Source organism: Bacillus sp. K7 (genome assembly GCF_053903245.1).
Map to the genome: position 1 here is coordinate 34,353 of NZ_CP096406.1, position 25,273 is coordinate 59,625.

A 25,273-nucleotide genomic window follows, 5' to 3' on the forward strand; every position below is an offset into this window, starting at 1 on the left:
ATCTGTTATCTAGTTTTGAGAGAACACTCTCTAAAAGGCGGAAAGAAACTCCGCTAAGGGCTCTCACATCCTGTGAGAGACGCCCAGTACCTTCATCCTGAAGGCATTTGTTTGGTGGCGATAGCGAAGAGGTCACACCCGTTCCCATGCCGAACACGGAAGTTAAGCTCTTCAGCGCCGATGGTAGTCGGGGGTTTCCCCCTGTGAGAGTAGGACGCCGCCAAGCAAGGTAAAACCCAGCTCATTGAGCTGGGTTTTTTGTTTGTTCACAATTGGTAAAATCAATAAATACAAACACCGACAGCTTATATAGCCCATATACTGATTTCAAGTTTCAAAAAGATCTAAATAGTGTATACAATAGATGATTTAAGGAAAGGCTAATTGTACGGAGGTGGGGACGATGGACGAAACAGGTAAACTAAATCATACATGTGTAATTTGTGATCAAGAGAAGGATAGAGGCATTCATCTTTATACGAAATTCATATGCTTAGATTGTGAGAGAAAAGTAATTTCTACATCAACTTCAGATCCTGACTATGCCTTTTATGTAAAAAAGCTTAAAAGCATTCATACACCGCCATTATATTCTTAAGACCTGAAGAGGTCTTTTTTTGTATTCTTTTAAAAGAAATGAGTTAATAAAAAGTAATGAAACTTGTTTAGGGATTGATCGTAGTAGATAATAATATTAAAACTGAGAATATACACAGGAGTCGATGATCTCATGCAGAGATTTCTTCACTTTTTAATATGGAGTTTCACGAGCAGTGCGACTTTTGTTTTCATAGGAATACTGTGCTTTTTCGGTCTGAATCAGCCTCTTTTTTTATCATTTGTATATGGGCTCGCTTCAGGACTAGTCGTATATACAACTGGTGTTTGGAATTCAAGGCGGTTGTTTCTCAAGAAGCATGGACTGACAGGAAGAGAATATGCCTATATAAAGAAAAACCTAGAGGAAGCAAGGCATAAAATCATACGCCTTCGAAAAGCTTTATTTCAAGCGAAAAGCATACAAATGTTTAAACAAAATGCAGAAATGCTGAGACTTGTCAGAAGGATTTATATTCTTGCAAAAAAAGAACCGAAGCGGTTTTATCAGGCTGAGCGATTTTTTTACCAAACGCTCGATTCAGTTGTTGAACTGACAGAGAAGTATGCCTTTTTATCATCACATCCGAAAAAAAGCAAAGAGCTGGCGACGTCACTGAGTGAGGCACGCATCACACTCGCTGAACTGGCAAAGCGTTTAGAGGAAGATTTAACTCAATTAATGGGTGATGATATTGACGAACTGCAATTTGAATTAGATGCAGCGAAGCATTCATTAAAGAAATAATGGAAGAGGGTAAGAGCGATGGACCGAGATCAAAGCGACCTTCATATCGATGAGTTATTGGCGGACCCTTTTGGAGAAATAGAGGCGGAGGCAGTAAAAGCGGAGAAGCAGCAAGTGCGCCTTATTGATGTTCTTCCCGAGGAAAACAAGGAAAAAGCAATTCAGCTTGCTGGGCAGATCGATCATAAAAATATGCAAAGTATTGTCTTATACGGTTCACAAGCTCAGTCCAAACTGCTGAATTTTTCTCATACTATGATTGATCATGTTCAAAAGAAGGATGTCGGGGAGATTGGTGAAATACTTGGAGAGCTGATGAAAAAGCTGGAGCAAGTAAATCCCGATGATCTTCAGTCTAGGAAAAAAGGATTTTTTTCGCGCGTGTTTGGAAGAGTGTCGAATTCTCTTCAGGAGGTGCTGTCTAAATATCAAAAGACCAGCGTACAGATAGACAGAATCAGCTTGAAGCTGGAACACTCTAGAAATGCTTTAATCAGTGACAATAAGCTGTTAGAGCAGCTATACGAAAAAAATAAAGAGTATTTCACGGCGTTGAATGTATATATTGCTGCGGGAGAACTGAAGCTGGAGGAATTAAAAACAAAAACAATCCCTCAACTAAAGCAAAAGGCTGAATCAAGCGAGCACAATCAAATGGCAGTTCAAGAAGTAAACGATTTGGTTCAATTTGCTGACCGTTTAGATAAAAGGGTGCATGATTTGCTGCTCAGCAGGCAAATCACAATCCAAAGTGCCCCGCAAATCAGGCTGATTCAGAATACAAATCAAGCGTTAGCTGAAAAAATTCAGTCATCCATTGTGACAGCGATTCCGCTTTGGAAAAACCAAGTAGCGATTGCGCTGACGCTTTTAAGGCAGCGCAATGCAGTAGATGCCCAACAAAAAGTATCAGATACAACCAACGAGCTCTTGCTGAAAAATGCGGAGCTTTTGAAGACCAATACAATTGAAACTGCGAGGGCGAATGAACGAGGCCTTGTAGATATCGATACGTTAAAAAAGGTGCAGGAAAGCTTAATCAGCACGCTTGAAGAAACGCTGACCATACAAGAAGAAGGACGAATCAAACGCCGTCGGGCAGAAGAAGAACTCATGGTGATGGAAGACGATCTGAAGCATAAGCTGCTTACGATGAAGGAAAGGTAGTTACCAGTAAGTCTTATCTTTAAGTTCTGTCAGAGGCACGATATAATAAGGATAAGAAAACACATTCAAAGGATTGTTTTAATGAACACACCTTTATATAAAGCACTGATTCATCATGCGAGAAGAGATTCTCATTCATTTCATGTTCCGGGACATCACAATGGAGATGTCTTTTTTGATGACGCTAAGTCGTTATTCGGTCCGCTTCTTACCATTGATGTAACTGAACTGACAGGACTGGATGACCTCCATCATCCTTCTGGGGTAATTAAGGAAGCACAGGAGCTTGTCAGTCAATTATATAGATCAACGGAAAGTTTTTTTCTGGTGAATGGAACAACTGTCGGGAACCTAGCGATGATCTTATCTGTTTGTGAACCGGGTGATATAATTCTGGTTCAAAGAAACTGTCATAAATCTGTGTTTCATGCTGTTGATATGGCTGGTGCTGAGCCAGTTTATCTTGCACCCGACATTGATTCAGCGATGCATGTGCCTACTCATGTTCCGTTAAAAACAGTTAAAGAAGCCTTGGCAGCATATCCAGATGCGAAAGGCTTGGTGCTGACCCATCCGACATATTACGGGCATAGTGCTGATTTGACCGAAATCATTTCAGAGGCCCATCATTACGGGATTCCTGTTTTAGTCGATGAAGCGCATGGCGCACATTTTATTTTAGGGGAGCCTTTTCCGTCCTCAGCTTTAACGATGGGGGCAGATATCGTTGTTCAGTCGGCTCATAAAACGCTGCCTGCCATGACGATGGGTTCTTATTTGCACCTTAACAGCAGCAGAGTTGACCGGAATCGGGTGGCAGAGTATTTAAATCGATTACAAAGCAGCAGCCCTTCTTATCCGATTATGGCTTCGTTAGACATTGCCCGCGCTTATGTACAGCATATAATAGAAGAACAAAAGCTTTCTGACATTCTGCAGCGAATACAATTACTTAAACAAACGTTTGATTCACTTAGAAATGCAGAAGCTGTCAAGCCGGCCGATCCACGGATGATTACGGATCCCCTCAAGCTTACATTACGTTCAAAACGTGGGCATTCAGGGTATACGCTGCAAAACATATTAGAACGTGCCAACATATTCACTGAGCTTGCGGATGAAAATCAAGTCTTGCTCGTTCTTCCATTGGGAGGAAATCGCAGAATAAGCGCTGAAACGATAAAATTCATTGATGAAGAGATTGAAAAAACGCCTCCCGATCAGGTGTTTGTTTCTGGAGAATGGGCAACGCGGCCTGTTACTGTCTTGCCTTATCAAAAAAAAGAGCTGCAAACGTTCAAAAAAGAATATGTGGACTTTGATGAAGCGGCAGGCCGGCTGAACGCAGAGGATGTCATTCCTTATCCTCCGGGTATTCCGATGATTATGGCGGGAGAAAGAATGACAAAAGAAAGTGTGCAAAAGCTCAGCCGCTTGATCAGCATGAAAATGCATGTTCAAGGGAATACGAAAATCAAAGAGAAACAACTACTTGTTTATATAGAAGAGGAGAAATCATGAGCGGTTTATTTATTACATTCGAAGGTCCAGAAGGTGCGGGGAAAACGACTGTTCTGCAGGAAATCAACAACATACTGACAGCAGAGGGCCTTCAGGTTACAGCAACTCGAGAGCCAGGCGGCATAGATATTGCAGAACAAATTCGAGAGGTCATTCTGAATGAGAACAACACATTAATGGACCCAAAAACAGAAGCTCTCTTATATGCGGCTGCAAGACGCCAGCATTTAGTTGAAAAAGTAAAACCAGCATTGGAACAGGGGCACGTCGTTCTTTGTGACAGATTCATAGACAGCTCGCTTGCATACCAAGGATATGCCAGAGGACTTGGGATTGATGAGGTTCTGTCAATTAATGAGTTTGCTATCGGCGATATGATGCCCCATGTAACGGTTTATTTTTCAATTAGTCCGGAAGAAGGACTGAAGCGCATTTACGCAAACGGCTCGCGGGAGAAAAACAGGCTCGATTTAGAAAAATTAAGCTTCCATACAAAGGTACAGGAAGGTTATCAAGAGCTGATGAAACGATTCCCGGAAAGATTTCACTCTGTTGATGCCAGCCAATCCAAAGACCTCGTTGTTCAGGACGTTATGAAGGTGATCAATGAAGCGTTGAAAAAAATTCAATTGTGACCTGTTTACCAATAGTTGATATAATAATGTAAACGAGATCATTGTTGTTTCCAATCTAAAGGAGGCCTTCACAGATGAAATTGATAGTGGCAGTTGTACAAGATCAGGACAGCAACCGGCTTTTGAAAACCTTAACGGATCACAACTTTAGAGTGACAAAGCTTGCGACGACGGGAGGATTTCTAAAATCAGGTAATACAACGTTTATGATTGGTGTCGAAGATATACGCGTCGATAAAGCATTGAGCCTCATTAAAGAAAACGGACAGAAACGTGATCAGATGATTGCGCCTGTATCTCCAATGGGTGGAAATGCTGATTCATATGTCCCTTATCCAGTCGAAGTGGAAGTTGGCGGAGCGACAGTATTTGTCCTTCCAGTCGATGAATTTCATCAATTTTAAGGATTTGAAACTGTGAAAATTAATAAAGATATACGTACATTTATAGATAATAAACAGCTTCCTTCTGTGAAAACATCTGAGATGACAGCGTCGTTTAAAACATCGATGGAAAACCAAAGCAGCAAATTGAAATTTGATCAGCTCACTCGGCTGTTATCAGATATCGAGGCATTTGGAAAAAGGTTGACGAAATCCCGCAATTTTAAAGACTTGGCGAGGTTCAAAGGACAGGTGAAGCGTTTTGTCAAAGAGGCCGTAGACAGCGGGCTTTCACATGAAACATCGAAAAGCTTTGACCTATATGGCAACAGCAGAACGCTGGGACTTGTAAAAGAAATCGACGACAAATTGATACAGCTTACGGAAGAGATGATGGATCAGGAAAAACCGGCAATTGATTTGCTGGAGCGTATTGGCGAAATAAAAGGTTTATTGATTAACCTTTACACATAGAGAGTGATATAATGGCAATATCTTGGAATGAAATGAACGAGCTTCAGCCCAGAGTGATGAAGCTTTTATATAATAGTATTGAGAAGGACAGACTATCACACGCTTATTTGTTTGAGGGAAAAAAAGGAACAGGCAAGCTTGATGCCGCGCTGCTTCTTGCGAAAAGCTTTTTTTGCCTGGAGGTTGGCGCGGAGCCTTGTGAGAGCTGCCGAAACTGTAAACGGATTGAGTCAGGGAACCACCCTGATCTCCATCTTGTCCAGCCTGATGGTTTATCGATCAAAAAGGCGCAAATTCAAGCGCTACAAGAGGAGTTTTCTAAGACAGGGCTTGAATCGCATAAAAAGCTGTATATTATTTCTCATGCAGATCAAATGACAGCGAATGCGGCGAACAGCCTGCTGAAATTTTTAGAAGAACCGAATAAAGATACAATGGCCATCCTCATCACGGAGCAGCCCCAACGGTTATTGGATACCATCATTTCAAGGTGCCAAACCCTTCCCTTTCAGCCTTTGCAGCCCAAAGCAATTGAAGATAGACTCATCGAACAAGAGGTCTCGCCTCATATGGCAAGGCTTCTGGCCAACATGACCAATAATGTAGCAGAAGCAGTCGAATTGAGTCGAAATGATGAGTTTGCAGAGTCTAGAGCGAAAGTGATAAAATTGTATGAAGTCCTACACCAGCGGAAAGGACATGCTTTTTTCTTTATTCAAGATCAATGGATGCCCTTTTTCAAAGAAAAAACCCATCAAGAAATGGGTCTTGATATGCTCTTATTGATATATCGCGATGTGTTGTCCATCCAAATAGGAAATGAAGATAAATTGATTTATCAAGACTTATTCCAATCAATAAAACAGCATGCGTTACAATCGACACAACAAAGCGTTACGAATCAGATTCTTGCTGTTTTAGAAGCAAAGAAACGGCTTCATTCCAATGTGAATGTACAAGGATTAATGGAGCACTTGGTGTTAATGTTGCAGGAGGGATAAGCTTGTACAATGTAATTGGAGTCCGCTTTAAGAAAGCGGGTAAAATATATTATTTTGATCCAAATGGATTTCATATAGAACATGACAGCTGCGTTATTGTAGAAACTGTCAGAGGCGTTGAGTACGGCCAGGTCGTGATTGCGAATAAACAGGTGGATGAGCACGACGTCGTGCTGCCCCTTCGAAAAGTGATACGTGTGGCTGACGAGCGTGACCTTCTCATCGTAGAAGAAAACAAACAGGAAGCTTTATCAGCATTTGACATCTGTCAAAAGAAAGTGGCTGAACATGGCTTGGATATGAAGCTGGTCGATGTTGAATTTACGTTTGACCGCAATAAAGTTATTTTTTACTTCACTGCTGACGGTCGGGTAGACTTTAGAGAGCTTGTAAAAGATTTGGCCTCTATCTTTAAAACAAGAATTGAGCTGCGTCAAATCGGAGTAAGGGATGAGGCGAAAATGCTCGGAGGAATCGGTCCTTGCGGAAGAATGCTTTGCTGTTCAACGTTCCTTGGAGATTTTGAACCTGTTTCCATTAAAATGGCCAAGGACCAAAACTTGTCTTTAAATCCTACGAAGATTTCAGGTCTTTGCGGACGTCTGATGTGCTGTTTAAAATATGAGAACGATGAGTATGAGACGGCCAAAGAACAGCTTCCGGATATAGGAGAAATGATTACGACAGCCAACGGCCCTGCAAAGGTCGTCGGACTTAATATTCTGGAACGGGTGCTTCAGGTGGAACTGATAAACCGTGAAAAAGTGATAGAATATACTTGGGAAGAGCTCTTGGAAGAGGGCGTCGTATCCGCACAAACCACAGATTAACGAGGTGTGGAACCTTGGATAAAAAAGAGTTATTTGATACCGTCATTAACTTAGAAGAACAAATTGGCTCACTGTACCGACAGCTGGGGGATTTGAAGCAGCATATCGGTGAGATGATTGAAGAAAATCATCATTTACAGCTTGAAAACAAGAATTTGCGCAAACGGCTGGACGATACGACGCAGCAGATTGAAAAGTTCAAAGCTGATAAAAAAGAATCAAAAACACAGAAGACAGAGCAAACTGATATAGGGGAAGGATATGATAATCTGGCACGTCTGTATCAAGAAGGATTTCATATCTGCAATGTTCACTATGGAAGTGTTCGAAAAGAAGATTGTCTGTTCTGTCTGTCATTCTTAAATAAAAAATAAGGAAAAGGCTTCCGCATAAGACGGGAGCCTTTTTCAAAGGTACTGAAAGGATAAGAAGATGGTTTCATTACGTGATGATGAAAGATTAGATTATTTGCTGGCAGAGGACATGAAAATCATACAAAGTCCAACGGTGTTTGCATTTTCATTGGACGCTGTGCTGCTGTCCAAGTTTGCCTACGTTCCAATTCAAAAAGGAAAAATCGTTGATCTATGCTCAGGCAATGGCATTGTGCCGCTGCTGCTCAGCACAAGATCAAAAGCGGACATTCTTGGAGTTGAAATTCAAGAAAGGCTCCATGATATGGCTGTTCGCAGTGTGGAGTATAATCAGCTACAGGATCAGATTCAAATGATACATGAGGATTTGAAAAACATGCCGGAGAAGCTGGGACATAATCGATATGATGTTGTCACCTGCAATCCGCCGTATTTTAAAACGCCGAAGCAAACAGAACAAAATATGAATGAGCATCTTAGAATCGCAAGACATGAAATTCACTGCACATTGGAGGATGTCATTTCAGTCAGCAGCAAGCTGCTCAAGCAAGGGGGAAAGGCAGCCCTTGTTCACCGGCCGGGACGGCTATTAGAGATTTTTGAACTGATGAAGGCTTACCAAATCGAGCCGAAGCGTGTGCAATTTGTCTATCCGAAGCAAGGGAAAGAAGCCAATACCATTTTGGTTGAAGGCATTAAAGGCGGACGTCCGGATTTAAAAATACTCCCCCCTTTGTTCGTTTATAATGAACAAAATGAATACACAAAAGAAATCAGGACCATTTTATATGGAGACAAATAACCATTTTTTCTACGTTGTGAAATGTAAAGACAATAGTTGGTATGCCGGGTATACCAACGATCTGCAGAAACGAGTAAAAACACATAATGATGGGAAGGGCGCAAAGTATACAAAAGTAAGACGTCCAGTTGAATTGATTTTTGCCGAAGCTTTCTCAACGAAGCGGGAAGCGATGCAGGCGGAATATTATTTCAAAAAAATGACTCGGAAGAAAAAAGAGCTTTATATAGAAGAAAAGCGGAACAGCAAGGAGGCTGTATATGTTAAGACGCCAAATGAGCTTTAATGGAAAGTCAGACATGGGAATTCTATATTTGGTCCCAACACCAATCGGAAATTTAGAGGATATGACATTCCGGGCGATAGACACCCTGAAATCAGTGGATGCAATTGCTGCGGAAGATACGAGACAAACGAAAAAGCTTTGTCATGTATACGAAATTGAAACACCGCTCGTTAGTTATCACGAACATAATAAAGAAAGCAGCGGACACAAAATCATTGAATGGCTGAAAACCGGAAAAAACATTGCCCTTGTCAGTGATGCTGGGCTGCCGACCATCTCTGATCCGGGAGCGGAAATCGTGAAGGATTTTACGGAGATAGGCGGTTATGTTGTGCCGCTGCCGGGAGCAAATGCTGCATTAACGGCTCTAATCGCTTCTGGTATTGTCCCGCAGCCTTTCTTCTTTTACGGTTTTCTGAACAGGCAGAAAAAAGAAAAGAAGAAGGAGCTGGAAAGTCTGAAAAAACGGCAGGAAACGATCATCTTTTATGAAGCGCCTCACAGACTTAAGGAAACCTTGTCAGCGATGGCAGAGGTATTAGGAGATCGAGAAATTGCTGTGACGCGTGAGCTTACCAAGAAATATGAAGAGTTCATCAGAGGCACGATATCTGAGGTTATCGAATGGGCAAACGAGGATCAGATACGCGGTGAGTTTTGCCTCGTCGTAGAAGGCAATAAAAATGAAGAATCAGATGAGGAAGCACAATGGTGGGAGCCCCTCACGCCTAAAGCACATGTCGAGCATTACATCGCGAAAGGCGCTACATCTAAAGAGGCTATAAAAAAAGCAGCAGTTGATCGCAATGTTCCAAAGCGTGAAGTGTACGATGCTTACCATATTCAGCAATAAAAAAACGTTCTTGTGTCATAACAAGAACGTTTTTTGTAAAAGAAATGATTATTTAAGGTTTTGAAGCTGGTTTTGGATTTCGCTGATGATTTGTTCAGCGCCTTCTTTACTAAGAACCAATTTACCGTTAGCAAGTTTAAGATTATCATCAGAAACTTCACCTGTTACTTGGCAAGTCATGTTTGGTTTATATTTTTTAAGGATGATTTTTTCATCATCAACATAAATTTCAAGAGCATCTTTTTCTGCGATTCCAAGAGTACGACGCAACTCGATAGGAATAACTACACGTCCTAATTCATCAACTTTACGTACAATACCAGTAGATTTCATAAACTTTCTCCTCCCAAGAGATGATTATTTGGTTGAATTATATTTTTCTTCGTCATTATTCGACAAAATCCTTACCTTCATAGCATAACAAGGTTTCCAATAATCGTCAATCATTTTGTTTGCTATTGATTGTAAGAATTAGTTCTTATAGTCAGTAATGTATCAGAAACTACTGAAATAACAGCTTTTTATAAACTTTTAATAAAGCTATTATCCTACTAAAAATCCTTTTAAATCAAGACTTTTGAACTAAGGTTGTTTATTTTATTTGATTATATACGACAAAATTCGACATGAACAGACTTTTTTTACTTTCATAAAAGATTTTTCAAATTCATTATTCTTTTCCTTGGCACACGTATATATTCTTGATCTTAAAGGCTAAGATGGTATCATAGATAAAGGATAAATATAAATAATCATCATTTTATGATTTGCACTTATCGCCGCTCTCGTCCTTTGGGCGGGAGCTTTTTGACATTCTGATTGGGAGGTTTCAAGATGCCGCAAGAAAACAATACTTTTTACATTACAACACCGATTTATTATCCGAGCGGAAAATTACATATCGGCCATGCGTATACGACAGTCGCGGGAGATGCAATGGCGCGTTACAAAAGATTAAAAGGGTTTGATGTTCGTTATTTAACGGGAACGGACGAGCATGGACAAAAGATCCAACAAAAAGCTGAGCAGGAAAACATTACACCTCAGGAGTATGTGGATCGCGCAGCGGCAGATATTCAAAAACTTTGGAAACAACTTGAAATCTCAAACGACGATTTTATCCGTACGACAGAAAAACGGCATAAAGTTGTCATTGAAAAGGTCTTTCAAAAACTCCTTGATAATGGGGACATCTATCTTGATCAATATGAAGGCTGGTACAGTATCCCTGATGAAACATTCTACACGGAAACTCAGCTCGTTGATATCGAACGGAATGAAAAGGGAGAGGTCATTGGCGGAAAAAGCCCTGACAGCGGTCATCCGGTGGAATTAATCAAAGAGGAATCTTATTTCTTCCGTATGGGGAAATATGCCGATCGCCTTCTAAAGTTCTATGAAGAAAATCCAACATTCATCCAGCCGGAATCACGTAAAAATGAAATGATTAACAACTTCATCAAGCCTGGACTTGAGGATTTAGCTGTATCACGTACCACGTTTGATTGGGGCGTGAAGGTGCCGGAAAATCCAAAACATGTTGTATATGTATGGATCGATGCACTATTTAACTATTTAACAGCACTCGGTTATGATACAGAAAATGATGAGCTTTATCAAAAATATTGGCCTGCCGATGTTCATTTAGTCGGTAAGGAGATTGTGCGATTCCACACCATTTATTGGCCAATTATGTTGATGGCACTCGATCTGCCGCTGCCGAAGCAAGTATTTGCGCATGGCTGGCTTTTGATGAAGGACGGAAAAATGTCGAAATCAAAAGGGAACGTTGTAGATCCGGTTACATTAATTGAACGGTACGGTTTAGATGAGCTACGTTATTACCTGCTTCGCGAAGTGCCATTCGGATCTGACGGCGTATTCACGCCGGAAGGATTTGTTGAGCGGATTAACTATGATCTAGCAAATGATTTAGGAAACCTATTGAATCGTACTGTTGCGATGATCAATAAGTATTTCGACGGACAAATCGGTTCTTACAAAGGTACTGTAACAGAATTTGACCAAACGCTCGCTTCAGTCGCTGAAGAAACAGTAAAGAATTACGAGAAGGCAATGGAAAACATGGAGTTCTCAGTAGCTCTTTCAACGTTATGGCAGCTGATCAGCCGTACAAATAAATATATTGATGAGACAGCTCCATGGGTGCTTGCGAAGGATCCGGACAAAGAAGAAGAACTTCATTCAGTTATGTATCATTTGGCAGAGTCATTGCGTATTTCAGCAATACTGCTTCAGCCGTTCCTCACAAAAACACCGGAGAAAATGTTTGAGCAGCTGGGCATTACGGATGAAGCGTTGAAATCATGGGACAGCATTACAGCTTTCGGCCAACTGAAAGATGCAAAAGTGCAAAAAGGCGAGCCGTTATTCCCACGTTTAGAGGCAGAAGAAGAAATTGCTTATATCAAAGACAAGATGCAAGGCTCGGCGCCAGCTAAAGAAGAAACAAAAGAAGAAGAGCCGCAAGAGGTTGATCGCTTACCGGAAATTACGATTGATCAATTCATGGATGTAGAGCTTCGTGTGGCAGAGGTCATCGAGGCTGAGCCTGTGAAAAAAGCAGACCGTTTATTGAAGTTGCAGCTGGATCTAGGTTTTGAAAAACGCCAAGTTGTTTCAGGTATCGCGAAGCATTATACACCTGAAGAGCTTATTGGCAAAAAACTCGTATGTGTAACAAATCTAAAGCCGGTTAAGCTGAGAGGAGAGCTTTCTCAAGGCATGATTCTTGCAGGGGAAGCAGACGGCGCATTAAAAGTCGTATCTATCGATCAGTCATTACCGACAGGCACAAGAATTAAATAATGATAAACAAAAGGTGTTTCACGTGTAACAATTCGTCGAACACCTTTTGTGTTTCGACAAGAAAGGAGTTTTTTACTTATGTTGTTTGACACACACGCGCATTTAAATGCAGAACAATATGATACTGATTTAGAAGAGGTGATTGAACGGGCAAAAGCTGAACAAGTAGAACGAATTGTCGTAGTTGGATTTGATCGTCCGACCATTACCCGTGCGATGGAAATGATAGAGGAGTATGATTTTATTTATGCAGCCATCGGCTGGCACCCTGTTGACGCGATTGACATGACAAAAGAAGATTTAGCATGGATCAAAGAGCTCTCTGCTCATGAAAAAGTGGTGGCGATCGGTGAAATGGGACTGGATTATCATTGGGATAAATCTCCTAAAGACGTTCAAAAAGAGATATTCAGAAAACAAATCGCCTTAGCAAAAGAGGTCAATTTGCCTATTATCATTCATAACCGTGATGCAACGGAGGATGTCGTGTCCATTTTGAAAGAGGAAGGCGCAGAAACTGTTGGCGGAATCATGCACTGCTTTACAGGAAGTGCGGAAGTGGCGAGAGAATGCATGAAAATGAATTTTTATTTATCATTCGGGGGACCGGTGACATTCAAAAATGCGAAGAAGCCGAAGGAAGTTGTGAAGGAAATTCCGAATGACCGTTTGCTGATTGAAACGGACTGCCCGTTTCTTACACCTCATCCTTTCCGCGGGAAAAGAAATGAGCCAAGCTATGTAAAATATGTGGCTGAGCAAATTGCTGAATTAAAAGGAATGACTTATGAAGAGGTTGCTTCAATCACGACTGAAAATGCAAAAAGACTTTTCCGTATAAACTGACAAAAAACGTTAGCGGGTTTTGTAAGAGCTTGTCCTTTTCAGCGCTTATTCATAAAAGTTCTACATGCTTTCTTCTCCTCATAGGATAGGTTTGTCGACAAGTCTTTCTTCCGTTTCTCAGTGTATTTCAGGATAATGAAGAAGACACTGGGCTTTTGGGAGAAAGAGAGAGGAGGGTTGACAGCCTTTTAGATACTCTATATAATCTCTCCGAGGAGAAGGAGGCGTTTTTCATCACACAAAAAATGAAAAAGCTGTTTTCCGTAAAGCTTAGCAAAAGCAAAGTCATTCTGGTTGCTGCTTGTTTGCTTTTGGCAGGAAGCGGGACTGCGTACGCGGCTCATGAGCTGACGAAACAATCAGTCTCAGTTTCTATCAATGGCAAAAAGAAACATATACGCACACATGCAAAAACAGTCGGTGATCTTTTGGAGACGCTTGATATAGAGACAAGAGACGAAGACAAGATCACACCTGCTAAACAGACAAAGATCACAGCAGATATGGACGTTGTGTATGAGGCTGCAAAACCTGTCAAGCTTACAATAAACGGGAAAGAAAAGACATTATGGTCAACAGCAAAAACGGTCGGTGCATTACTGGACGAACAAGATGTTGATGTGAAAGAACACGATCAAATTGATCCCGCAATAGATACAGATATTTCGAAAGACATGCAGATTAACATAGAGCCCGCATTCCAGGTGACTGTGAATGATGCAGGAAAACAAAAGAAGATCTGGACGACTTCGACTACCGTCGCTGACTTTTTAAAACAGCAAAAGATGAACATAAAAGACGAAGATAAAATCAAGCCTGCGTTAGATGCAAAGCTGACGAAAGGAAAGGCTGATATTACAATTACTCGTATCGAAAAGGTCACCGATGTAGTTGAAGAGAAAATCGCGTTCGATGTGAAAAAGCAAGAAGACGCTTCTCTTGAAAAAGGGGAAGAAAAAGTCGTCCAAAAAGGAAAAGAAGGCAAGCTTAAAAAACATTTCGAAGTCGTTAAAGAAAACGGCAAAGAAGTGTCCAGAGAGCTTGTAAAAGAAGAAACGGCTGAACAAAGCAAGGATAAAGTGATTGCTGTCGGCACGAAGCAAAGCAGTCCAAAAGTTGAAAAGGTCAGTGCTTCTGGTGATTCAAAAACAGTTGTGTCCCGCAGCAATGAATCAACTGGCAAAGTCATGACTGTTTCATCTACGGCTTATACGGCAAGCTGCAGCGGTTGTTCAGGTCATACAGCTACAGGCGTTAATTTAAAAAATAATCCGAATGCGAAAGTCATCGCTGTAGATCCCAATGTCATTCCGCTAGGCACCAAAGTCCACGTTGAAGGCTATGGATATGCGATTGCTGCAGATACTGGTTCAGCGATTAAAGGGAACAAAATAGACGTCTTTTTCCCAGAAAAATCATCAGCGTACCGATGGGGAAATAAAACAGTCAAAATTAAAATTTTAAATTAATATATACTTATGTATTCAGAGGGTTTTGCGCCCTCTGTTTTTTTCGTTATAATAAACAAAGTGTATTTTCTGTTTATTAGACGCTCGAGATAAGAAAAAGTTTCATAAATATACAAAAGTTTTTATTTTGTTTTGGAGGCAATAATGAAAATTAAAGAGATTATTGTGGTCGAGGGACGTGACGATACGGCCCGCATCAAATTGGCTGTTGATGCAGACACAATTGAAACAAATGGTTCAGCCATCGATGCTCATGTGATTGACCAAATCAGGTTGGCCCAGAAGACCAGAGGCGTCATTATTTTAACGGACCCGGACTTTCCGGGAGAGAAGATTCGCAAAACCATTTCAGAGGCTGTATCCGGCTGCAAGCATGCATTTTTGCCAAAGCATCTTGCCAAACCTAAAAACAAGCGGGGAATCGGTGTGGAGCACGCATCGATTGAAAGCATTAGGGCATGTTTAGAAAACGTGCATGAAGAAATGGAAGCCCAGCCGAGTGACATCTCAGCTGAGGATCTGATCCATGCAGGGCTGATTGGCGGATCTGCGGCCAAACGCCGCCGCGAACGTCTGGGCGATCTGTTGAAAATCGGCTATACAAATGGCAAACAGCTTCAAAAACGGCTGCAAATGTTTCAAATTAAAAAAAGTGATTTTATGAGTGCGCTCGATACCGTTATGCGGGAGGAACAGAATGAATAAAGATATTGCGACACCGATAAGAACCAAAGAGATACTGAAAAAATACGGTTTTTCTTTTAAAAAGAGCTTAGGACAGAATTTCTTAATTGATACGAACATTTTAGACAGAATTGTCGATCACGCGGAAGTGACGGAGAAAACAGGGGTCATTGAAATCGGCCCGGGAATCGGGGCTTTGACCGAGCAGCTCGCCAAGCGGGCAAAAAAGGTCGCGGCATTTGAAATTGACCAGCGATTATTGCCTATTTTAAAGGATACGCTGTCTCCTTACGACAATGTCACCATCATTCATCAGGACGTATTAAAGGCTGATGTCAAATCAGTTATTGAAGAACAATTTCAAGGCTGTGATGAGATCATGGTTGTAGCCAATCTTCCTTATTATGTGACAACGCCGATTATCATGAAATTGCTTGAAGAACATCTTCCGCTGAAAGGCATTGTGGTCATGCTGCAAAAAGAAGTGGCAGAGCGCATGGCGGCAGACCCTTCATCTAAGGAATACGGCTCGCTTTCAATCGCAGTGCAATTTTATACTGAAGCCAAAACGGTGATGACCGTTCCGAAAACTGTGTTTGTTCCTCAGCCTAATGTTGATTCCGCAGTCATTCGGCTGATTCTCCGCGACGGCCCGGCAGTGGACGTGGAAAACGAGGCATTTTTCTTTCAGTTAATCAAGGCAAGCTTTGCTCAGCGCCGGAAAACGCTGCTCAATAACTTAGTCAATAACCTGCCTGAAGGAAAAGCGCAAAAGCCAGTGATTGAACAAGTGCTGGAAGAGATAAATATTGACGGTAAGCGCCGTGGAGAATCCCTGTCTATTGAGGAGTTTGCAGCGCTATCTAATGGATTGTATAAAGCCCTTTTCTAAAAGGGCTTTTTGTTTTGCGCACCACTTGGACTGCCGCTACATAGGCTAGAGAAGGACCTTTCATTCAATGAGAAGAAAAACTTGGACTCAGCGAAAAAAGGCGCTTTCTCAAGGCTCTTTCTTTCATGATGAGGCTTAGTCTATGTGTGGAGTGAGGAACTTGCAATTTCAAATAGGAGATATGGTAGCCAGAAAATCCTATCAAATGGATGTTTTGTTTCGCATTATAGGAATAGAGCAAACAAGCAAAGGAAATTCAATCGCTATTTTGCATGGTGATGAAGTCAGGCTGATTGCTGATGCGGATATTTCTGATCTTGTAGCAGTAAAAAAAGATGAGCAAATGATGCGGAAAAAGAAAGATGAGAGCAGAATGAATGAATCGCTCGAATTGCTCCGCCAGGATTATAAGCTGCTCAGAGAAAAGCAGGAGTACTATGCGACAAGCCAGTATCAGCATGAGGAGCATTATTTTCATATGCCGGGCAAAGTGCTTCATTTGGACGGGGATGAAGCATATCTGAAAAAATGCCTGAGTGTCTATAAGAAAATTGGAGTGCCGGTCTATGGCATCCATTGTCATGAAAAGAAAATGTCTGCTTCTATTGAAGAATTACTCGACAAATATCGACCTGATATCTTGGTGATAACAGGTCATGATGCGTACTCAAAGCAAAAGGGCAACATTGATGATTTGAACGCGTACAGACATTCAAAGCATTTTGTTGAAACGGTTCAAAACGCACGAAAAAAAATCCCTCACTTAGATCAGCTTGTTATTTTTGCCGGGGCCTGCCAATCTCACTTTGAATCGCTGATAAAGGCGGGGGCGAATTTCGCGAGTTCACCATCAAGAGTTAACATTCATGCGCTTGATCCGGTGTATATCGTTGCGAAAATCAGTTTTACGCCGTTTATGGAACGAATCAATGTATGGGAAGTGCTCCGTAATACGCTGACAAGAGAGAAAGGGCTTGGAGGTATAGAAACACGAGGAGTGCTGAGAATTGGAATGCCTTATAAGTCAAATTAACAAATGAATACCTGCATAGGAAACTATGCGGGTTTTTTATTTTACATAATGATACATATTTTACCGAAACTTGCGGAAAATAATTGAGGAATCATAGAATTTTGTCAAAATAATTTTGTTGACAACGTCTTATTAACGTTGATATAATTTAAATTTTATTTGACAAAAATGGGCTCGTGTTGTACAATAAATGTAGTGAGGTGGATGCAATGGCGAAGACGTTGTCCGATATTAAAAGATCGCTTGATGGGAATTTAGGTAAAAGGCTGACGTTAAAAGCAAACGGTGGCCGCCGAAAAACAATTGAGCGTTCGGGCATTTTAGCTGAGACGTACCCTTCTGTTTTTGTGATACAACTAGATCAAGACGAGAATTCGTTTGAAAGAGTTTCATACAGTTATGCTGATATTTTGACTGAGACTGTTGAGTTGACATTTAATGATGACGCCGCAAGCTCAGTGGCATTTTAACGGGCAGTGAACCTTTTGTTTACTGCTTTTTGTTTTGCCTTTTTTGGTTTCCAGTAATTATGACGAAAGTTCCGCCTGATATAACAAAAGATAAAACAGTCACATATTTATCGTGGCGTGCACGAATGGCTATCACTTCTAAAAAAGGGGTTGTTTCGTTTGGGCAGACGTCGTGGAGTTATGTCAGATGAGTTTAAATATGAGCTGGCTAAAGACCTTGGTTTTTATGACACAGTGAAAAATGGCGGCTGGGGCGAAATTCGCGCCCGCGATGCCGGTAACATGGTAAAGCGCGCCATTGAAATCGCTGAACAGCAAATGGCTCAGAATCAGAATAACCGATAAGGATGTGACCCGGGGGACGTGCTGTTCCCCGGTTTTTATTTTGGATATAAATACGTAATGGGCTGCAATATGGATATGTTCATCCTGCACTTCAAATGTGATACAATGTTCATACTTATGTTTAGATGGAGAAGTAGGTGAAAGCTATGCGTATTTTAGAAAAAGCGCCAGCGAAGATCAATTTGTCACTTGATGTCACCCGAAAACGCCCGGATGGCTATCACGAAGTCGAAATGATCATGACGACGATTGATTTAGCGGATCGGATTGAATTGACGGAGCTGGCAGAGGATGAAGTGAGGGTCTCTTCTCATAACCGTTTTGTGCCCGACGATCAAAGAAACTTAGCTTATCAGGCTGCCAAGCTGATCAAGGACAGATACAACGTAAAAAAGGGAGTTTCCATCATGATTACGAAGGTGATTCCGGTGGCTGCCGGTCTTGCCGGCGGAAGCAGTGATGCGGCAGCAACGCTTAGAGGGCTGAACAGACTGTGGAATTTAAATCTTTCTGCAGAAACGCTTGCTGAGCTTGGAGCGGAAATTGGCTCTGACGTTTCATTTTGTGTCTATGGCGGAACGGCACTGGCAACAGGCCGCGGCGAGAAAATTAAACATATCAGCACGCCACCCCACTGCTGGGTCATTTTAGCGAAGCCGACAATCGGTGTTTCAACTGCTGAAGTGTATAGACAGCTGAAGCTGAATGATGTAGAGCATCCCGATGTTCATGGCATGATTGAGGCTATAGAGGAAAAGAATTTTCAAAAGATGTGCAGCCGTTTAGGCAATGTGCTTGAATCTGTTACGCTTGATATGCATCCTGAAGTTGCCATGATCAAAAACCAGATGAAACGCTTTGGGGCAGATGCCGTGCTAATGAGCGGGAGCGGCCCGACAGTGTTTGGGCTGGTTCAGTATGAGTCGAAGGTGCAGAGAATTTATAACGGGTTAAGAGGCTTCTGTGATCAGGTTTATGCGGTGAGAATGATCAGCGAACAGAACGCTCTTGATTAAATCCGTATGTTAAGTTATATTGATCTTAAAATATTCGGATTTTGGGGGTAAGTTCATGAAGTTTCGTCGCAGCGGCAGATTGGTGGACTTAACAAATTACTTGTTAACCCATCCGCACGAGTTAATACCGCTAACCTTTTTTTCAGAGCGGTATGAATCTGCAAAATCATCGATCAGTGAAGATTTAACAATTATTAAGCAAACCTTTGAGCAGCAGGGGATTGGTACTTTGCTTACTGTTCCCGGCGCTGCCGGGGGCGTCAAATATATACCGAAAATGAAGCAGGCTGAAGCTGAAGAGTTTGTGCAGACACTTGGACAGTCGCTGGCAAATCCTGAGCGTATCCTTCCGGGCGGTTATGTATATTTAACGGATATCTTAGGAAAACCATCTGTACTCTCCAAGGTAGGGAAGCTGTTTGCTTCTGTGTTTGCAGACCGCGAAATTGATGTTGTCATGACCGTTGCCACCAAAGGCATCCCTCTGGCATACGCAGCTGCGAGCTATCTGAATGTGCCTGTCGTCATCGTTCGCAAAGATAACAAGGTAACAGAAGGCTCTACAGTCAGCATTAATTACGTCTCAGGCTCCTCAAACCGCATTCAAACAATGTCACTTGCGAAAAGAAGCATGAAAACAGGCTCAAACGTACTCATTATTGATGACTTTATGAAAGCGGGCGGCACCATTAATGGCATGATTAGCCTGTTGGATGAGTTTAACGCAAATGTGGCAGGAATCGGCGTCTTGGTTGAAGCCGAAGGAGTAAATGAACGTCTTGTTGATGAATATATGTCACTTCTTACTCTTTCAACCATTAACATGAAAGAGAAGTCCATTGAAATTCAGAATGGCAATTTTCTGCGTTTTTTTAAAGAGAATCTTTTAAAGAATGGAGAGACAGAATCATGACAAAAGCAGTCCATACAAAGCATGCCCCAGCGGCAATCGGGCCTTATTCACAAGGGATGATTGTAAATAATATGTTTTACAGCTCAGGCCAAATCCCTTTGACTCCTTCAGGAGAAATGGTGAACGGAGATATTAAGGAGCAGACACATCAAGTATTCAGTAACTTAAAAGCGGTGCTGGAAGAAGCAGGTGCTTCTTTAGAAACAGTTGTAAAAGCAACTGTATTTATCGCGGACATGGAACAGTTTGCGGAAGTAAACGAAGTGTACGGGCAATATTTTGACACGCACAAACCGGCAAGATCTTGTGTGGAAGTTGCGAGATTGCCGAAGGATGCGCTAGTTGAGATCGAAGTTATTGCATTGGTGAAATAATAATAAAAAGTGATTCTGGGTGAACCTCGGAATCACTTTTTTATTTACCTTATGCCCGAAATAAAAGCGTTATGACCTAATTGTGTAACTATATCCTATTTTTTCAAAAAATATTTTAAAAACGAGAAGGATTTCAGAAAGAATCGTGGAATTGATACACTAATGCTTTTATATAGGGAAAAGGTGGTGAACTACTGTGGAAGTTACTGACGTAAGATTACGCCGCGTGAATACCGATGGTCGCATGAGAGCGATTGCATCCATCACGCTGGATCACGAATTTGTTGTTCATGACATTCGTGTGATTGATGGAAACAATGGTCTTTTCGTTGCGATGCCGAGTAAACGCACCCCTGATGGAGAGTTCCGCGATATCGCTCATCCTATTAATTCAAGCACGCGAGGTAAGATTCAAGATGCCGTGTTAAATGAGTATCATCGTCTGGGTGACACTGAAGCATTAGAATTCGAAGAAGCTGGAGCTTCTTAAAAAATAACCAAAAGCAAGGACTGCTGAAAGGGCTGACAAAAGCCTTTTGCCGGCGGTCCTTTTTTAATTCTGATTTTTCAAACTTAATTGCACTCGATAGAAAATTCTTGCACATCATCAAGTCTCCTTGAAATCAGAAGATATTTAGGATATATTTTTCTATGGATAAAAGGGATATTGGAGGCCAATAAATGGATAAGCGGTATGCAGTTGTTTTAGCGGCTGGACAAGGAACGAGAATGAAATCAAAGCTTTATAAAGTCCTTCATCCAGTTTGCGGTAAGCCTATGGTAGAACACGTCGTGGACGAAGCCTTAAAGCTATCTTTATCGAAGCTTGTCACGATTGTCGGACATGGTGCGGAAGAAGTGAAAAAGCAGCTTGGTGATAAAAGCGAGTACGCGCTTCAAGCAGAACAGCTTGGCACTGCTCATGCTGTAAAACAGGCACAGCCATTTCTTGCTGACGAAAAAGGCGTCACAATTGTCATTTGCGGAGATACGCCTCTTTTAACAGCAGAGACAATGGAACAGATGGTGAAAGAACATACACAAAGAGAAGCGAAAGCGACGATTTTAACTGCGGTTGCAGAAGATCCAACCGGATACGGCCGTATTATTCGCGGCGAAAACGGAGCGGTTCAAAAAATCGTTGAGCACAAGGACGCCTCTGAAGAAGAACGTCTTGTAACCGAGATCAATACTGGTACGTATTGTTTTGACAATGAAGCGTTATTCCGGGCCATTGATCAGGTGTCTAATGACAATGCTCAAGGTGAGTATTATTTGCCGGATGTCATAGAAATTCTTAAAAACGAAGGCGAAACTGTTGCCGCTTACCAGACTGGTAATTTCCAAGAAACGCTCGGAGTTAATGATAGAGTCGCTCTTTCTCAGGCAGAACAATTTATGAAAGAGCGTATTAATAAACGGCATATGCAAAATGGCGTAACGCTGATTGATCCGTTGAACACGTATATTTCTCCTGACGCTGTCATCGGAAGCGATACTGTGATTTATCCTGGGACTGTGTTGAAAGGTGAGGTGCAAATCGGAGAAGATACGATTATCGGACCTCATACGGAGATCATGAATAGTTCCATTGGCAGCCGTACGGTTATTAAACAATCGGTAGTCAATCACAGTAAAGTGGGGAATGATGTAAACATAGGACCTTTTGCTCACATCAGACCTGATTCTGTCATCGGGAATGAAGTGAAGATCGGGAATTTTGTTGAAATCAAAAAGACTCAATTCGGAGACCGAAGCAAGGCTTCTCATTTAAGCTATGTCGGTGATGCTGAGGTAGGCACAGATGTAAACCTGGGCTGCGGTTCAATAACTGTCAATTATGATGGAAAGAATAAATATTTGACAAAAATTGAAGACGGCGCGTTTATCGGCTGCAACTCCAACTTGGTTGCCCCTGTCACAGTCGGAGAAGGCGCTTATGTGGCGGCAGGTTCAACTGTTACGGAAGATGTACCTGGAAAAGCGCTTGCTATTGCCAGAGCGAGACAAGTAAATAAAGACGATTATGTGAAAAAAATTCATAAAAATTAATCCTAAATTCGGAGGTTTACCATGTCTAATCAATACGGAGATAAGAATTTAAAGATTTTTTCTTTGAATTCGAATCCAGAGCTTGCAAAAGAAATCGCAGATATAGTTGGAGTTCAGTTGGGAAAATGTTCTGTCACAAGATTTAGTGACGGGGAAGTCCAAATTAATATCGAAGAAAGTATTCGCGGATGTGATTGTTATATCATCCAGTCTACAAGTGCCCCTGTTAACGAGCATATTATGGAACTGCTGATTATGGTAGACGCGTTAAAACGCGCTTCTGCAAAAACGATTAACATCGTGATTCCTTATTACGGTTATGCGCGCCAAGACAGAAAAGCGAGATCCCGTGAGCCAATCACAGCAAAACTTTTCGCAAACCTGCTTGAAACAGCCGGTGCTACTCGCGTAATTGCACTTGATCTGCATGCGCCGCAAATCCAAGGATTCTTTGATATACCGATTGACCACTTAATGGGTGTTCCGATTTTAGGAGAATATTTTGAGGGCAAAAACCTTGAAGATATCGTCATTGTTTCACCAGACCACGGCGGTGTGACACGCGCCCGCAAACTGGCTGACCGACTAAAAGCGCCGATTGCGATTATCGATAAACGCCGTCCTCGTCCAAACGTGGCGGAAGTCATGAATATTGTAGGTAATATCGAAGGGAAGACCGCTATCCTGATCGATGACATTATTGATACTGCAGGCACCATTACACTTGCTGCCAATGCGCTCGTTGAAAACGGGGCGAAAGAAGTATATGCATGCTGTACACATCCTGTGCTTTCAGGCCCTGCTGTTGAACGGATTAATAACTCAACAATCAAAGAGCTTGTTGTGACAAACAGCATCAAGCTTCCTGAAGAAAAGAAAATTGAACGGTTTAAGCAGCTTTCAGTCGGACCGCTTCTGGCTGAAGCCATTATTCGTGTTCATGAGCAGCAATCAGTCAGCTATCTCTTCAGCTAAATCGATTTTTAAAGGTTTAGATCCTTGTCGTTATGGGTATTGTTTGTAATAGGACAATAAAACGATAATAGGATGGTGCTGAATATGGCAACTTTAACGGCAAAAGAAAGAACGGACTTTACTCGTTCGTCTCTTCGGAATATCCGTACTTCAGGACATGTTCCAGGTATCATATATGGGAAAGACACGGGAAACAAACCTGTATCATTAGACAGTGTGGAGCTGATCAAAACGCTGAGGGACGAAGGGAAAAACACAGTCCTCACGCTTGACGTCAGCGGAGAGAAACATTCTGTCATGGTAACAGACCTGCAAACGGACCCGCTGAAAAATGAAATCACGCACGCTGACTTTCAAGTGGTCAATATGAGTGAAGACATTGAGGTGGAAGTTCCGATCCATCTGACCGGAGAAGCCATTGGAGTGAAAAACGGAGGCGTATTGCAGCAGCCGCTGTATGCACTTACTGTAAAGGCTAAGCCAAAAGCCATTCCGCAAACGATAGAGGCTGATATTTCAAACCTCGATGTAAATGAAGTACTGACGATTGCGGATTTGCCTGCTGGCGATGACTATTCCTTTCATCATGAATCAGATGAAGTCGTGGCTTCTATCCTTCCTCCGCAACAGCAGGAAGCAGCTGAGATAGATGAAGAGGAATCTGCCGATGCCCAGCCTGAAGGTGAAAACAAAGAACAATAGCAGCTTAAGGCGTAACCCTCCCGCGGTTACGTCTTTTGTGCTAGAATGAGAAGAATTATAGCCCGCTATGCAGACGGGAGTTTATGTGACTAAGGGAGGATTCGCCATGCTTGTGATCGCCGGTCTCGGAAACCCGGGGAAGAACTATGAAAACACACGGCATAATGTCGGATTTATGGTGATAGATCAGCTTGCAAAGGAATGGAATATTGAGCTGAATCAAAATAAATTTAATGGATTATACGGAACCGGATTTGTTTGCGGCAAAAAGGTTCTACTCGTTAAACCGCTTACATATATGAATTTATCAGGAGAATGTTTGCGGCCTTTAATGGACTATTATGATGTCGAAAATGATGATGTAACAGTCATTTACGACGATCTCGATCTTCCGGCTGGCAAGATCCGTTTAAGAACAAAAGGAAGCGCCGGAGGGCACAATGGCATCAAATCACTGATCCAGCATCTTGGAACATCCGAGTTTGACCGTATCCGCATTGGAATCGGCCGGCCTGTAAACGGTATGAAGGTCGTTGACTATGTGTTAGGCTCTTTCACCAAGGAGGAGGCACCTGATATTGGTGAAGCGATCGCAAAGTCTGTGAAGGCTTGTGAAGCTTCTCTGAGTAAACCATTTTTGGAAGTCATGAACGAATTTAACGCAAAGGTATAAAATGAATTAACAAAGCCCATACTACACCAAAATGACTTTTTCATCAGGAGGTCCCTTGTATGGCTTTGCATTATTATTGTCGTCATTGCGGAGTGAAAGTAGGCAGTCTCGAATCTTCCACGGTATCGACTGACTCACTCGGATTTCAGCACTTAACAAACCAAGAAAGAAACGATATGATTTCTTATAAAGAAAATGGAGATGTCCATGTATCGACGATATGTGAAGATTGCCAAGAGGCGCTTGACCGAAATCCGCATTACCACGAACATCACACATTTATTCAATAAAAAGCTTTGGTGTAGACACTAGACCAAAGCGTTTTTCTG

31 protein-coding genes and 1 rRNA gene are annotated in these 25,273 nt (G+C 41.9%); 31 read left to right on the plus strand and 1 reads right to left on the minus strand.

The window, feature by feature from the left end; translation table 11 throughout:
• The first annotated feature begins 110 nt into the window (after positions 1 to 110).
• From rrf to rsmI, 14 genes are all read left to right on the plus strand, one after another.
• Positions 111 to 226 (plus strand): 5S ribosomal RNA (rrf, locus tag M1D98_RS00175).
• 177 nt (positions 227 to 403) lie between these two features.
• Complete coding sequence (gene csfB / locus M1D98_RS00180; protein WP_121641669.1) at positions 404 to 598, plus strand: anti-sigma-G factor; 195 nt, start codon at positions 404 to 406, stop codon at positions 596 to 598.
• A 132-nt stretch (positions 599 to 730) separates the two neighbouring features.
• Positions 731 to 1,345, plus strand: a complete 615-nt coding sequence (locus tag M1D98_RS00185; protein WP_435576157.1) for a 5-bromo-4-chloroindolyl phosphate hydrolysis family protein — start codon at positions 731 to 733, stop codon at positions 1,343 to 1,345.
• 18 nt (positions 1,346 to 1,363) lie between these two features.
• A complete protein-coding gene (locus M1D98_RS00190; RefSeq protein ID WP_039076468.1) occupies positions 1,364 to 2,512 on the plus strand; it encodes a toxic anion resistance protein in 1,149 nt (382 codons plus the stop codon).
• Positions 2,513 to 2,593: 81 nt separating this feature from the next.
• Positions 2,594 to 4,033, plus strand: a complete 1,440-nt coding sequence (locus tag M1D98_RS00195; protein WP_039076467.1) for an aminotransferase class I/II-fold pyridoxal phosphate-dependent enzyme — start codon at positions 2,594 to 2,596, stop codon at positions 4,031 to 4,033.
• The gene (gene tmk, locus M1D98_RS00200; protein WP_039076466.1) at positions 4,030 to 4,668 is read left to right on the plus strand and encodes a dTMP kinase; all 639 of its coding nucleotides are present in this window, start codon (positions 4,030 to 4,032) and stop codon (positions 4,666 to 4,668) included. The genes M1D98_RS00195 and tmk overlap by 4 nt, the downstream gene beginning before the upstream one ends.
• Positions 4,669 to 4,742: 74 nt before the next feature.
• The gene (darA, locus tag M1D98_RS00205; RefSeq protein ID WP_003218295.1) at positions 4,743 to 5,072 is read left to right on the plus strand and encodes a cyclic di-AMP receptor DarA; all 330 of its coding nucleotides are present in this window, start codon (positions 4,743 to 4,745) and stop codon (positions 5,070 to 5,072) included.
• Between the two features lie 12 nt (positions 5,073 to 5,084).
• A complete protein-coding gene (locus M1D98_RS00210) occupies positions 5,085 to 5,525 on the plus strand; it encodes a YaaR family protein (RefSeq protein WP_039076465.1) in 441 nt (146 codons plus the stop codon).
• Positions 5,526 to 5,536: 11 nt separating this feature from the next.
• Positions 5,537 to 6,526, plus strand: a complete 990-nt coding sequence (gene holB, locus M1D98_RS00215; RefSeq protein ID WP_121641672.1) for a DNA polymerase III subunit delta' — start codon at positions 5,537 to 5,539, stop codon at positions 6,524 to 6,526.
• Between the two features lie 2 nt (positions 6,527 to 6,528).
• Positions 6,529 to 7,356, plus strand: coding sequence for a competence/sporulation regulator complex protein RicT (gene ricT / locus M1D98_RS00220; protein WP_003242158.1), 828 nt, complete (start codon positions 6,529 to 6,531; stop codon positions 7,354 to 7,356).
• 14 nt (positions 7,357 to 7,370) lie between these two features.
• On the plus strand, positions 7,371 to 7,730 hold the full coding sequence (yabA, locus tag M1D98_RS00225) for a replication initiation-control protein YabA (protein ID WP_039076463.1): 360 nt from the start codon (positions 7,371 to 7,373) through the stop codon (positions 7,728 to 7,730).
• A gap of 58 nt (positions 7,731 to 7,788) precedes the next feature.
• Entirely contained in the window at positions 7,789 to 8,532 is a 744-nt protein-coding gene (locus M1D98_RS00230) for a tRNA1(Val) (adenine(37)-N6)-methyltransferase (RefSeq protein ID WP_129550828.1), read from the plus strand.
• Positions 8,519 to 8,818: a GIY-YIG nuclease family protein gene (locus M1D98_RS00235; protein WP_129550827.1), complete on the plus strand. Its 300-nt coding sequence runs from the start codon at positions 8,519 to 8,521 to the stop codon at positions 8,816 to 8,818. The genes M1D98_RS00230 and M1D98_RS00235 overlap by 14 nt, the downstream gene beginning before the upstream one ends.
• On the plus strand, positions 8,793 to 9,671 hold the full coding sequence (rsmI, locus tag M1D98_RS00240) for a 16S rRNA (cytidine(1402)-2'-O)-methyltransferase (RefSeq protein ID WP_121641675.1): 879 nt from the start codon (positions 8,793 to 8,795) through the stop codon (positions 9,669 to 9,671). The genes M1D98_RS00235 and rsmI overlap by 26 nt, the downstream gene beginning before the upstream one ends.
• 48 nt (positions 9,672 to 9,719) lie before the next feature.
• Here rsmI and abrB read toward each other — a convergent pair whose 3' ends face one another.
• A complete protein-coding gene (gene abrB / locus M1D98_RS00245; protein ID WP_039076459.1) occupies positions 9,720 to 10,004 on the minus strand; it encodes a transition state genes transcriptional regulator AbrB in 285 nt (94 codons plus the stop codon).
• A gap of 501 nt (positions 10,005 to 10,505) precedes the next feature.
• On the opposite strand from abrB, the gene metG reads away from it, so the two are divergent.
• The 17 genes from metG to fin all read left to right on the plus strand — a co-directional run bounded on the left by metG (position 10,506) and on the right by fin (position 25,234).
• Positions 10,506 to 12,500: a methionine--tRNA ligase gene (metG, locus tag M1D98_RS00250; RefSeq protein ID WP_121641676.1), complete on the plus strand. Its 1,995-nt coding sequence runs from the start codon at positions 10,506 to 10,508 to the stop codon at positions 12,498 to 12,500.
• Between the two features lie 78 nt (positions 12,501 to 12,578).
• Complete coding sequence (locus M1D98_RS00255; protein ID WP_121641677.1) at positions 12,579 to 13,346, plus strand: TatD family hydrolase; 768 nt, start codon at positions 12,579 to 12,581, stop codon at positions 13,344 to 13,346.
• 155 nt (positions 13,347 to 13,501) lie between these two features.
• Positions 13,502 to 14,815 (plus strand): ubiquitin-like domain-containing protein, encoded by a 1,314-nt coding sequence (locus M1D98_RS00260; protein ID WP_121641678.1) that lies wholly within the window; start codon positions 13,502 to 13,504, stop codon positions 14,813 to 14,815.
• A 144-nt stretch (positions 14,816 to 14,959) separates the two neighbouring features.
• The gene (rnmV, locus tag M1D98_RS00265; protein ID WP_039076455.1) at positions 14,960 to 15,520 is read left to right on the plus strand and encodes a ribonuclease M5; all 561 of its coding nucleotides are present in this window, start codon (positions 14,960 to 14,962) and stop codon (positions 15,518 to 15,520) included.
• Positions 15,513 to 16,391 (plus strand): 16S rRNA (adenine(1518)-N(6)/adenine(1519)-N(6))-dimethyltransferase RsmA, encoded by an 879-nt coding sequence (rsmA, locus tag M1D98_RS00270; RefSeq protein ID WP_268559224.1) that lies wholly within the window; start codon positions 15,513 to 15,515, stop codon positions 16,389 to 16,391. The genes rnmV and rsmA overlap by 8 nt, the downstream gene beginning before the upstream one ends.
• 160 nt (positions 16,392 to 16,551) lie before the next feature.
• Positions 16,552 to 17,424 (plus strand): sporulation-specific protease PrtG, encoded by an 873-nt coding sequence (gene prtG, locus M1D98_RS00275; protein ID WP_252687964.1) that lies wholly within the window; start codon positions 16,552 to 16,554, stop codon positions 17,422 to 17,424.
• A 209-nt stretch (positions 17,425 to 17,633) separates the two neighbouring features.
• On the plus strand, positions 17,634 to 17,894 hold the full coding sequence (gene veg / locus M1D98_RS00280) for a biofilm formation stimulator Veg (RefSeq protein ID WP_003218330.1): 261 nt from the start codon (positions 17,634 to 17,636) through the stop codon (positions 17,892 to 17,894).
• Between the two features lie 159 nt (positions 17,895 to 18,053).
• On the plus strand, positions 18,054 to 18,239 hold the full coding sequence (locus M1D98_RS00285; protein ID WP_003218333.1) for a small, acid-soluble spore protein, alpha/beta type: 186 nt from the start codon (positions 18,054 to 18,056) through the stop codon (positions 18,237 to 18,239).
• A 146-nt stretch (positions 18,240 to 18,385) separates the two neighbouring features.
• Complete coding sequence (ispE, locus tag M1D98_RS00290) at positions 18,386 to 19,255, plus strand: 4-(cytidine 5'-diphospho)-2-C-methyl-D-erythritol kinase (protein WP_456280210.1); 870 nt, start codon at positions 18,386 to 18,388, stop codon at positions 19,253 to 19,255.
• Between the two features lie 55 nt (positions 19,256 to 19,310).
• A complete protein-coding gene (gene purR / locus M1D98_RS00295) occupies positions 19,311 to 20,168 on the plus strand; it encodes a pur operon repressor (protein ID WP_121641681.1) in 858 nt (285 codons plus the stop codon).
• A complete protein-coding gene (ridA, locus tag M1D98_RS00300; RefSeq protein ID WP_039076450.1) occupies positions 20,165 to 20,542 on the plus strand; it encodes a 2-iminobutanoate/2-iminopropanoate deaminase in 378 nt (125 codons plus the stop codon). Before purR ends, ridA begins: the two co-directional genes overlap by 4 nt.
• Positions 20,543 to 20,738: 196 nt before the next feature.
• Positions 20,739 to 21,032, plus strand: a complete 294-nt coding sequence (spoVG, locus tag M1D98_RS00305; RefSeq protein WP_003218346.1) for a septation regulator SpoVG — start codon at positions 20,739 to 20,741, stop codon at positions 21,030 to 21,032.
• A 191-nt stretch (positions 21,033 to 21,223) separates the two neighbouring features.
• On the plus strand, positions 21,224 to 22,594 hold the full coding sequence (glmU, locus tag M1D98_RS00310; protein WP_121641684.1) for a bifunctional UDP-N-acetylglucosamine diphosphorylase/glucosamine-1-phosphate N-acetyltransferase GlmU: 1,371 nt from the start codon (positions 21,224 to 21,226) through the stop codon (positions 22,592 to 22,594).
• Positions 22,595 to 22,615: 21 nt separating this feature from the next.
• Entirely contained in the window at positions 22,616 to 23,569 is a 954-nt protein-coding gene (locus tag M1D98_RS00315) for a ribose-phosphate diphosphokinase (protein ID WP_064814082.1), read from the plus strand.
• Between the two features lie 84 nt (positions 23,570 to 23,653).
• The gene (locus tag M1D98_RS00320; RefSeq protein WP_129550820.1) at positions 23,654 to 24,271 is read left to right on the plus strand and encodes a 50S ribosomal protein L25/general stress protein Ctc; all 618 of its coding nucleotides are present in this window, start codon (positions 23,654 to 23,656) and stop codon (positions 24,269 to 24,271) included.
• Positions 24,272 to 24,377: 106 nt separating this feature from the next.
• Positions 24,378 to 24,944: an aminoacyl-tRNA hydrolase gene (gene pth, locus M1D98_RS00325; RefSeq protein WP_268526564.1), complete on the plus strand. Its 567-nt coding sequence runs from the start codon at positions 24,378 to 24,380 to the stop codon at positions 24,942 to 24,944.
• A 59-nt stretch (positions 24,945 to 25,003) separates the two neighbouring features.
• On the plus strand, positions 25,004 to 25,234 hold the full coding sequence (fin, locus tag M1D98_RS00330; RefSeq protein ID WP_121641687.1) for an anti-sigma-F factor Fin: 231 nt from the start codon (positions 25,004 to 25,006) through the stop codon (positions 25,232 to 25,234).
• The last annotated feature ends 39 nt before the right edge of the window (positions 25,235 to 25,273 follow it).